At 58.0% G+C, this 10,384-nt stretch carries 6 protein-coding genes; all 6 read left to right on the plus strand.

Going from position 1 to position 10,384, the window contains the following annotated elements:
- The first annotated feature begins 174 nt into the window (after positions 1 to 174).
- The 6 genes from PG062_RS08895 (at position 175) to PG062_RS08920 (ending at position 10,321) form a co-directional block, all read left to right on the plus strand.
- Positions 175 to 2,382: a SpaH/EbpB family LPXTG-anchored major pilin gene (locus PG062_RS08895; RefSeq protein ID WP_270752017.1), complete on the plus strand. Its 2,208-nt coding sequence runs from the start codon at positions 175 to 177 to the stop codon at positions 2,380 to 2,382.
- A gap of 709 nt (positions 2,383 to 3,091) precedes the next feature.
- The gene (locus PG062_RS08900) at positions 3,092 to 3,967 is read left to right on the plus strand and encodes a class C sortase (RefSeq protein ID WP_270752018.1); all 876 of its coding nucleotides are present in this window, start codon (positions 3,092 to 3,094) and stop codon (positions 3,965 to 3,967) included.
- A complete protein-coding gene (locus PG062_RS08905; RefSeq protein WP_114000248.1) occupies positions 3,968 to 4,981 on the plus strand; it encodes a class C sortase in 1,014 nt (337 codons plus the stop codon).
- A gap of 2 nt (positions 4,982 to 4,983) precedes the next feature.
- Positions 4,984 to 5,943 (plus strand): AAA family ATPase, encoded by a 960-nt coding sequence (locus tag PG062_RS08910; protein ID WP_270752019.1) that lies wholly within the window; start codon positions 4,984 to 4,986, stop codon positions 5,941 to 5,943.
- Positions 5,933 to 9,070 (plus strand): transglutaminase domain-containing protein, encoded by a 3,138-nt coding sequence (locus PG062_RS08915; RefSeq protein WP_270752020.1) that lies wholly within the window; start codon positions 5,933 to 5,935, stop codon positions 9,068 to 9,070. The genes PG062_RS08910 and PG062_RS08915 overlap by 11 nt, the downstream gene beginning before the upstream one ends.
- A 228-nt stretch (positions 9,071 to 9,298) precedes the next feature.
- Positions 9,299 to 10,321 carry a LacI family DNA-binding transcriptional regulator gene (locus PG062_RS08920; RefSeq protein ID WP_114000251.1) on the plus strand — a complete coding sequence of 341 codons (1,023 nt, stop codon included), beginning with the start codon at positions 9,299 to 9,301 and terminating at the stop codon, positions 10,319 to 10,321.
- Positions 10,322 to 10,384: the final 63 nt, after the last annotated feature.

Genomic DNA, 10,384 nt, shown 5'->3' on the forward strand with positions numbered 1-10,384 from the left:
TGGGCAAGCGGCCCAGTTTTTCCTCCTTTTTTCTTCACGGCACAGTGCGGGCGGCGCGGCAGCGTTTCACCGCTGCAGCGCCCCGCACTGCACGCCGTGCTGATGCAGAACCCTTAAGCCGGGCGGCCCCGCCGCCCATCCGATGATGATTTTTTTAAGAGAAGAGGTACTGAAATGAAAAAAGCAAAACGTTTTCTCACAGGCCTGTTGAGCGCCGCTCTGGCCCTCAGCCTGTGCGCCATGCCAGCAATGGCAGCCGAGGGCGAAGGCAATGCCCAAACACCTGAAATCAAAACCAGCGTAAGTACGATTGATAAAACAAAAAAAGGCTCTATTACCATTTATAAGTATCTCCATAGCACAGAATTGACAGGTTCTGTAGCTGGAACTGGTGAGCAGCAGACTGTGCCGAATGGGGCTACGCCGCTTAAAGATGCAGGTTTTACTATTTATCAGGTTAAAACGGCAGATGAGCTGGTAGCATATTATGAAGCTGCTAGTGATGATGCTGCTGTTACAGCGGATAGCTTTTTTAAGACTACTGACAATAAAACCGCAGCAAATCTGAAAGAAGGTATCGCTAACAAAGCTGTTAAAGATAAAGACGGCAAAACGGAAAGAAAAACGGATGCTAATGGTTTTGTTAAGTTTGCAGACCTGAGCGTTGGCATGTACCTGGTTATCGAAACAACGCCGCCGGATTCCGTTGTAAAGCCCGTGGATCCGTTCCTTGTTTCTATTCCTATGACGAGAGTACAGGATGGTGAGCAAGCAGCGGACGGCCAGCTTAAGGAATGGCTCTATGATGTTGTCGTTTACCCGAAGAACAGCTCCGCGAAAGGTGACATTACGCTGATAAAGAAAGGTAAAACAGACGGTAAAAAGGATGAAATCAAAAATTTGCCGGATGTTATCTTTAAGTTGCAGCGCTACAATGTGAATTCGGCGAACGAGGATAAATACGATGATTATACTGTAGATAACACATGCGAGTTTACAACAAACAATGAAGGCAAAATTACAGTTAAGAGTTTGCTCAAGGGTAAATATCGCTTTGTGGAAATTGGCTATGTAGAAAACAAGGAAAGCGGCTATATTATCAACAACAATGTGGCATATGAGTTTGAAATTGATGATCAAGGTAAGCTTGTAACGCCGGATGGAGCCACCCCGAACAGCGATTTTGTAATTAACGATGACAATACCATGACGGTTTATAACCATAAGCCGGATTTGGAGAAAGATGTGAAACAGCGTGATACTACCAAGGGTAGTGACGCAGGCAATGATACCGACTATGCTGTTGGTGATACCGTTGAATATACTCTGACCATTTATGTACCTGAGAATGTAGCAAAGCTGAATACCTTTAAAGTTGTTGATACAATGAACAAGAATCAGCTTATGCATAACATTGACAGTGTTACCATTAGCAGTAAAAGTGTAGATGGTAAAGATGTAACCTTTGCTGCGAATACTGATTACACGTTGACAAATACCTCTAATGGCAATAATTCTGAAATTACGATTGATTTTAAAGCAGGAACGAGCCAGGATAAACTGAAGGCAGCTGCCGGTAAGACCATCACGATTTCTTACACTGCAACTTTGCAGGAGGACGCAGACACTACCACTGTTGGCAATGTGAACGAAGCTCACCTTGATTACTCCCGCAAGACGGATATTCAAGAGGGCGATATTGATACTCCCTATGAAATCCATGATAAGGCTGTTGTTTATACCTTCAAAACTGGTATCCTGAAAAAGGGTCAGGATGGAAATACTGTAAAACTGCTGAATGGTGTAACATTTGACCTTTATAAGAAGTACGATGAAAAGACTGACAAACTGAAAGAGGGTACGCCCGATACTGTTATCTTTGGTATAAAGGAATGCAAGTTCCTGACTGCGGAAGAGGCCAAGGCACTGGGGTTGAATGCAACAGAAGCTGAGAATCAGCCGAAGTGGTTTAAGGTAGCCACACTTACGACCGCGGGTGAGGGTGAAAATGCTGGTCGTGCAACTGTTAATGGTTTGCCCGATGGCGAGTACAAATTGGTAGAAACCATGACAAATAAGGGCTATAACTTGCTTTCCGGCCCTGTTGATGCCAATTTGACTGTGGATTATGCTACTAGTTGGACAGCTAACAATAAATTTTCTAGCGATGGCAAATTGATTAAGCGTGACGTAAAGACCACTACTTTCAAGAATGGCAATACTCCGTACAGCTATGCAGAGATCCTCATCATCAACCGCAAGGGCTTTGACCTGCCCACCACCGGTGGTTTCGGCACCCTGCTGTTCAGCGGCATTGGTGTGCTGCTGGTTGTGGCCGGTGTTGGCGTGCTGCTGAGCCTGAAAAAGAAGAACCGCGCCTGATGCGCCCGCCGCAAGGCAAAACAATGTTACAATTCACCAATAGGGTATAGAGGGATAATCCATCATACACAGGGGGAGGGCCGGGTTTGGCCCTCCCCCTATGGTGGGTTATTGGGAAATAAATTTTTTTGGGTGTACATGGCCGTTGTTCGGCTGATTTTTAGGCCCTGCGTGGGGAACCACCCCACGGGCGTCAGGTTTGCGGCGGGGAGCCACCCCTCAAGGGGTGCCACCGCAAACATAAGGTAAGATATTGGCGCCCCTTGAGGGGAGCTGGACGCGGAGCGGCCTGAGGGGTGGTTCCCCGTGCAGAACCTAAAAATAAATAGGGCAAGGCCCGTCAAACGGGCCGATGGCGAGCATCGGCCCCTACAAATGGTTTTTATGTTTGCTGCGCGGGGTGGATGGGCGGCAATTATTAGGCCCGTCAAACGGGGCGTCGGGGACGCCGCCCCCTACATGCAGGGCGAGGTTTATTACAATTTTGTGGTGTGCAACGCCGTAAGGCCCTACAGATTATTTTATTGTTATTCACTACCCTAAAAACCACCCCCAACCCAATATCTCCTGAGCGGCGCAATGCGCCGCGGTCCACCACAATGATTCATTATTCTTTATTATTTATTCTTTTGCCTACTTCCAATTCCTAATTTCTAATTGCATCAGCTCCCAACTTCAACCCTCTCACGGAAAGGTTCGCGGTGACGCTATGGATACCACAACAAAACTAAAAGTCGGCTTTGCGGCCTTGATGATCCTGTCCGGCATTGGGGTGGCATCGTACCCGGTTATCAGCAACGCGGTGGCGCAGCGCCACGCCAGCGAAGCGATCCAAAATTACGATGATACCGTAAAAAGCATGGATACCGAAAAACTGGACGCCGCCAAGGAGGCCGCCCGCCGCTATAACCAGCAGCTGGACAGCGCCGTGGAGCGCGATGCCGCAGGCGAAGCGGAGGATACCGGCACCAGCTATGTGGACCTTGTGGATGTGGGCGAAAGCCTGGGGTATATCACCATCCCGAAAATTGACGTCAACCTGCCCATTTACGAAGGCACCAGCGATGATGTGCTGCAAAGGGGCGTTGGCCATCTGGAAGGCTCCAGCTACCCCCTTGGCGGCGAAAGCACCCACAGCGTGCTGACCGGCCACCGCGGCCTGCCCGAAGCCGTGCTGTTCACCGACCTGGACAAGCTGGAAGAGGGCGACTGTTTCTACCTGCATATTCTGGATGAAACGCTGGCGTACCAGGTGGATCAAATCAAAGTGGTGGAACCGGAGCACACCGAGGATCTGGACATCACCGCGGGGCAGGATTACTGCACCCTTGTTACCTGCACGCCGTATGCCATCAACACCCACCGCATGCTTGTGCGCGGCACCCGCATCCCTTATAATGGAGAGGAAGAAACCAACACCCCGCAGGCCGTGCAGTATCAGGCGCTGCGCACCGGAACGGTGGTCAAGCGCGTGGTGGATGCCTGGCCGTGGATCGCGGTAACGGGCAGCATTGTGATCGGCGGCGAAGCGCTGCTGCTACTTTTGCTGCTGCACCGCTGCAAAAAGCGCGAGGAGGATGACTAAATGGGACGGCTGATTGCTAAAATTCTGGCCTGGCTGGCCATTTTGCTGGGGCTGGCGCTGTTGATACAGCCCACCGCTGCCCAGTGGTGGACCAGCACCCGCAACGCCAAAACCGCTGCGCAGTTTGCGGCCCGCGCCGAAGCCCAGCCCACCGCCCCCGCGGCGGAGGAAACCACAGCCGAACCCCCGGAGCCGGAACGCGCCTACCCTGAACTGTACGCCGCGATGCAGGACTATAACGCGGAAATTTACGCCGGGGGCCAAAGCGGCCTGACCGACCCGTTTGCCTACGAGGAAGCCCCGCTGGACCTTGCTGCCTATGGCTATGACGATGATGTGCTGGCTGTGCTGTGGATCCCGCGCCTGAACCTGGAGCTGCCCGTTTACCTGGGCGCCAGCCGCGAAAACCTGGCCAAAGGCGCGGCGCTGCTGGGCCAGACCTCGATGCCGCTGGGCGGCGAAAACACCAACACCGTGATTGCCGCCCACCGCGGCTATTATGGCGCGGAAATGCTGCGCAACGTGCAGCAGATCCAGGTGGGGGACAAGATCCAGCTGACCACCCCGTGGGAAACGCTGATTTACCGCGTGAGCGAGCTGAAAATTATTGACCCCAGCGATATCAACGCCGTGCTGATCCAGCCGGGGCGGGACCTGCTGACCCTTTCCACCTGCCACCCCTACACCCGCAACAGCCAGCGCTACCTGGTAATTGCGGAGCACGACACCGCCGCTGCGGACACCACCAAAGAGGAGGATTTGCAGGAAAGCGCCGCTACCTGGGACGAAACGCCGCGCCAGGTGACCGTGGAGGATGCCGGCGGCAGCTCCATTGCCGAAGTGGCCCCCCAGGCCCTGACCCCATTGCCGGGGGAGGGCAGCGCGGAATCCGAGGGGAGCGCGATCTCCAATACCATGATCTGGCTGGAAAACAACGCACTGTGGGCCGGGCTGGTGGTTATTGCCGCCGCCGTTGGCATTATGGTGATATGGAAAAAACACCGGGAGGATTAACCATGCAGTACACACAGCAGGCCGCCGCCGTTACGGCCGAAGTAAACAAGGCCGTGCAGGGCAAACAGCAAACGGTAAACACCATCTGGATGGCCATGCTGGCGGGCGGCCATGTGCTGATTGAGGATATTCCCGGCGTGGGCAAAACCACGCTGGCGCTGGCCTTTGCCCGCGCGCTGGACCTGAAAGAAAGCCGCGTGCAGTTTACGCCGGATGTTCTGCCGTCCGATTTGGTGGGATTTTCCGTTTACCAGAAAGAGACCGGCAAGTTTGTGTACCACGCCGGTGCGGTGATGTGCAACCTGTTTTTGGGCGATGAGATCAACCGTACCTCCTCCCGCACGCAGTCGGCTTTGTTGGAAGTGATGGAAGAAGGCACGGTGACGGTGGACGGCGTTACCCGCCCGGTGCCCGCACCCTTTACCGTAATTGCAACCCAGAACCCCATCGGCGCCGCCGGCACGCAGATGCTGCCGCAGTCTCAGCTGGACCGTTTCATGGTCTGCGCCGTAATGGGCTACCCCGATGAGGAAGCGGAGCTGGCAATTTTGGCCGGGCAGAGCAAAGGCCGCCTGCTGGACCGTGTGCGCCCCGTTGCCGGTCAGGCGGATCTGCTTGCCATGCAGCAGGAGGTCAGCACGGTATTTGTGCATGAGCTGATGTACCGCTACATTGTGGCGCTGGCCCAGGCCAGCCGCAAGGACCCGCGCCTGGCCGTGGGGTTAAGCCCCCGTGCCACCCTGGCGCTGGCCAGCATGACGCGCGCGGCGGCGTACCTGGCGGGGCGGGATTTTGTTGCCCCGCAGGATGTGACCGCTGTGTTTGATGCGGTTGCCCGCCACCGCCTGGTGCTGAACGACCAGGCCCGCGCAGGCGGCGAAACGGTGGACAGCGTAATGCAGGATCTGCTGCGTACCGTGCCGCGCCCCCGCCCCGAAAAGGCTGACCGCCATGGCAGGTAAGCTGGGCCGGGCGCTGGTGCTTTTGGTGCTGCTGGCTGCGGCGCTCATCACCCAGGCACCGCTGGCGGTGTTCCTGTTAGCGTTTGCGCTGGTGCTTCTGGTGCTGCTGCGGCTGGATGCCGCCTATCTGCGCAGGCAGGTAACGGCAGAGCTGCTGGTGCCGGACAAACCCGTGATACAGGGCGAAGATTTTACCCTGACGGTTCGGCTGAGCAACCGCAGCCGGCTGCCCATCCCTGCGCTTGTGGTGCTGCTGAACGCCGCCGATGAATGGGGCGGGGGGCAGATCACCCTGCGCTGCGCCGCCATGCTGGGCAGCAAGGAGAGCGCCGAACAGCGCATTACCTTAAACGCAGGCAAAAGCGGTGTGTGGAGCATTGCGGTGCGGGGCATCACCCTGCGGGATCACCTGGGGGTGTTCACCGCGGCATGCCCGGCTGCCGTGCAAAGCCAGAGCATCTGTGTGCTGCCCGCTGCCGCGGCTGGCAAAGCCAAAGCGGAAACCGCCCCCGATGAGGACGGCGACGAAGCCGACACCCGCGCCGCCCTGGGCGGCAGCTATGAGCTGCGGGAGTACCGGGACGGGGATACCATCAAGCAGGTACACTGGAAGCTGAGCGCCAAGCTGGACCGCCTGATGGTGCGCGAACCGCTGACCGCCCTGCGCGCTGCCCTAACCCCCGGTGGGGACCTGGACGGAGCGGAGGAATGGGGGGATTTTCCCCAACAGGCGGCGAAGCACCGCAAAAACCCGCCCAAGCGCAAAAAAGAACGTACTGCCCTGAGCCGGCGCGGCGCTGCCGACCCCGGCAGTGGGCTGAAGTTTGTGGACCGTGTGCTGGTGAGCACCCAGCGCCCCGCAGCGCACCCCGCGTTGTGGCTGGCGGCAGATGCCGCGCTGCTGCTGGCGCTCACCTTTGGTTTGCTGCTGGTGCTTTCCACCGGGTTCGGCATTGCGGTGCCGTTGTGGGTGTGGCCCGCGGCAGCCGCTTTCTGCGCCGGGTGGGCGCTGTTCCTGCGTGCGCCGCAAGCCCTGCGCCGCTGGGGGCTGCTGGCGGGGGTGATTGTGTATCTTGTGGTGTTGTTCATCTGCCAGCGGAACTTTTTGGCCGGTGCACAGCAGTGCGCCGGGAACATTGCCCAAAACCTGAACGCCCGCCTTGGCAGTGCGCTGCCGGTGGCCCAGGGCGGCAGTGCGGCGCAGCTGGGGCTGTTTTTGCTGCTGGCCGCCCTGCCCGTTACCGGGGCGCTGGCCGCTGCGGCCCTGCGCCGTGCGGATGCCCTGCTGCTGGATCTGATGCTGCTGCCCGTTGTTGTGCTGCTGGCGCTGGCCGGGGCCGCGCCTGCTGTGCCCGCCTGCCTGCTGCTTTTGGCCGGTTGGATGGGGGCGTGGGCGGCTTCCTGCTCGGTGCAGCGGCGGGCCTTGTGGGGCAGGCGCGATACCGAAAACTACCGCCAGAACCTTTGCCGCCATTATAACATCCAAAAGTCTGCCGCGCTGGCGGCGGGCGGGCTTTGCCTTGTGCTGGCGCTGCCTTGTTGGTGGCTGCTGCGCCCGGCGCTGGGGGTTCCCCTTGGCTGGCTGCAGCCCGCGGCCCAGCGGGTGGAATCCGCCGCGCTGAGCACCGCCATTACCTGGCTGCCGCGGGTCAGCGGCGGCAGGCTGAACATTCAGGTAGAAGCCGCTGCCGGTGGTGTGGCGGATGGCGCCTTGAGCCAGGGCGGGGGTATCCAGGTCAGCGGAGTGACGGATCTGGCCCTGACCGCCAGCGACAAACCCGAAGAAACCGTATACCTGCGGGGATTTATCGGCGGCAGTTATGACGGCACCACCTGGCAGGCCCCTGATGCCGATGCCTTTGACAGCGCCGCTATGAACTGGAAAACCGAGGATAACGCCCGGCTGACCATTGCCAGCCTGCCGTTTTTGCGCACCGCCTATGACGGCACCGCCCAGCCCCAGACGCTGACGGTGGAGCGCATCCACGCCGATACCCAGTACACCTATGCACCGTACAACGCCTACTGGGGTGATTATTACACCATCCAGGGCGATGGCGCCGCCGCGGGCCAGACCGCGCAGGACGATGTGTTCCTGTATTACCCGCGGGATACCGCCCAAACCCAGCTGGAAGCCCGCGCCGATGCCGACCCCAGCGTGCTGGACCGGATGGAAGCATCCTATGCCGCTTACGCCGCCAGCCGCTACACCGCCGTGCCGGACGGCTATGACGAGCTGCAAACCCTGTGCGATGAAGCCAAAAAGGACCAGAAGCTGACCGAAGCTGCGGACATTGGCGATTACATCCGCGCCTACCTAAACACCAACTACCAGTATAACGCCAGCGCTCCCCAGCCGCCGGAGGGGGCCGACCCCATCCGTTACTTTTTAACGGAATCCAAACAGGGGTACAGTGTGCAGTTTGCTTCGGCGGCGGTGGTTATGTTCCGCATGTTCGGGCTGCCTGCGCGCTATGTGGTGGGCTATGCCGCGCCGCAAAGCCTGTTTACCCAACAGGAGGACGGCAGCTGGCACGCCATTTTGCAGGACGATAACGCCCACGCCTGGGCGGAGGTGTACATTTCCGGCCAGGGCTGGACCCCCATGGAGATGACCCCCGGCGTGCTGGTCAGCGCCCAACAGGCCGACCTGCGCACCGACCCGCTGCCCGAAACTCAAGGTCAAGACACCGCCCCCGCAGCAGGGGAGAGCAGCGCAAACGAACCCGCAGCCACCATCGTGCCCCGCAGCAGGCTGGTTTTGGCGGCGTTGCTGGGGGGGTGCCTGTTGGCTGCTGCGGTGCTGCTGGTGCTGGCCCGCCGCCATGCCATGGGGTATGGCCGGGGCAGCTGCAACGCGCGGGTGCTGGCCGTGTTTGGCAGCATCTACCGCCTTTTGGTGCGTCGCGGCCTGCCGCCGGATACACCATCCGATGCGCCGGAGTTTGCCGCATTTTTGCAAAGTTGTGTCCCCGCCCTTGAACCCCAGGATGCCGAAGCTCTGTTGGCATTGGCCCAAGCTGCCCAATTTGGCGCAGGTACGATGACTGAGCAGGATACGGACAAAATGAGAAAACTTTACCAGGTTATAAAACACACTGGAAAACGGAAACAGAGCCAGGAATGATATAATGACCCCGTACTGGGGTAGCGTGTTCTTTGCTTTCTTTGCACAGGGGGCTACCATGATCCAGGAAAATGTGGTATAATATGTTAAGTCCATTGACCAAGTAGGGAATGGCCGGGGTGGGGGACTGGTTTCTGAAACGGTACCCTGGGAACTGCCCGTGGGGCGGAAAACCGGCAAGGACAGAAAGAAGATCTTATAGAAGCAAACGTTAACAGGAGTAAACCCATGCCGCGCCGTAAACAGACAGAAGGAGAAAAAAAAATTGACATCAGCCAGATGGCTGAAGACCTTGGCGTGTCCAAGACCACGGTATCCCGTGCCCTTTCGGGCAATGGCCGTGTCAGCGAAGCGACCCGCGCCCGCGTGGTCCAGTACGCCAAAGAGAAAAACTATGTGCCCAATATGCTGGCACGCGGGTTGGTAACCCAGCAGTCTTATAATATCTCACTGGTGTTCTCGCGCCAGTTCGGCAATCTTGCCGCACCATTTTTGCGCAAAACCGTCAGCGCCGTGTACGATATTGCTACCCGCAATGATTATGATGTGCTGATGACGATGGTGGGCGAGCAGGAAACAAGCCCGATGCAGCGTCTGCTGGTCAACCGCAAGATTGATGGCGTGATTCTGGCCCGCACGCTGGAGCGTGATCCGCTGATCCCCATGCTGCAAAAAAGCGGCATCCCCTTTGTTGCCATTGGCCGCCCGGCTGACCAGGATGTCATCTCGGTGGACCATGATCAGGTGGGCGGCTGCCGCGAGCTGGTCAGCCTGCTGCTGATGAAGGGCCTGCACCGCATTGCTTTGCTGGGCGGATCCATGCTGTACACCGTCAACCAGTCCCGCCTGGAAGGCTATAAGCAGGCGCATGACCGCGCCTGCTGCAAGATTGATGAGAGCCTGCTGTTTTTGGAGCTGGAAAGCGACGATCTACGCACCAGCGCTGTGGAGCTCGCGGTACAGCGTGGGGCGGACTGCATCCTGTGCATGGATGACCAGGTTGCCCAGCTGGCTTTGAACACCCTGAGACAACTGAACCTGCGCGTGCCGCAGGATATCCGTCTTGCCTCCCTGTATGACGACGAAGCGCTGCAGGGGTGTACGCCACAGATCACGGCGGTCTCTTTTGATGCCGAACAGCTGGGCCGCCGTACCGCACAGCAGCTGCTTTCACTCATCCGCCATCAGCCGGTGGAAACCCGCACCCTGCTGGGGTACCAGGTGGGGTTGCGCTTATCGACCCAGACCTGAGAGAAAAGTAGATAATTATAAGGCAACACCGCACAATTCCCGCCTGACGGCTTAAGCACCGCT

Source organism: Gemmiger qucibialis, assembly GCF_027689445.1.
In the GTDB taxonomy this organism is placed as follows: domain Bacteria; phylum Bacillota; class Clostridia; order Oscillospirales; family Ruminococcaceae; genus Gemmiger; species Gemmiger qucibialis.

Coding starts and splice junctions, on each gene's coding strand:
- PG062_RS08895 (WP_270752017.1), top strand. CDS start 175: ATGAAAAAAGCAAAACGTTTTCTCACAGGCCTGTTGAGCGCCGCTCTG.
- PG062_RS08920 (WP_114000251.1), top strand. CDS start 9,299: ATGCCGCGCCGTAAACAGACAGAAGGAGAAAAAAAAATTGACATCAGC.
- PG062_RS08905 (WP_114000248.1), top strand. CDS start 3,968: ATGGGACGGCTGATTGCTAAAATTCTGGCCTGGCTGGCCATTTTGCTG.
- PG062_RS08910 (WP_270752019.1), top strand. CDS start 4,984: ATGCAGTACACACAGCAGGCCGCCGCCGTTACGGCCGAAGTAAACAAG.
- PG062_RS08900 (WP_270752018.1), top strand. CDS start 3,092: ATGGATACCACAACAAAACTAAAAGTCGGCTTTGCGGCCTTGATGATC.
- PG062_RS08915 (WP_270752020.1), top strand. CDS start 5,933: ATGGCAGGTAAGCTGGGCCGGGCGCTGGTGCTTTTGGTGCTGCTGGCT.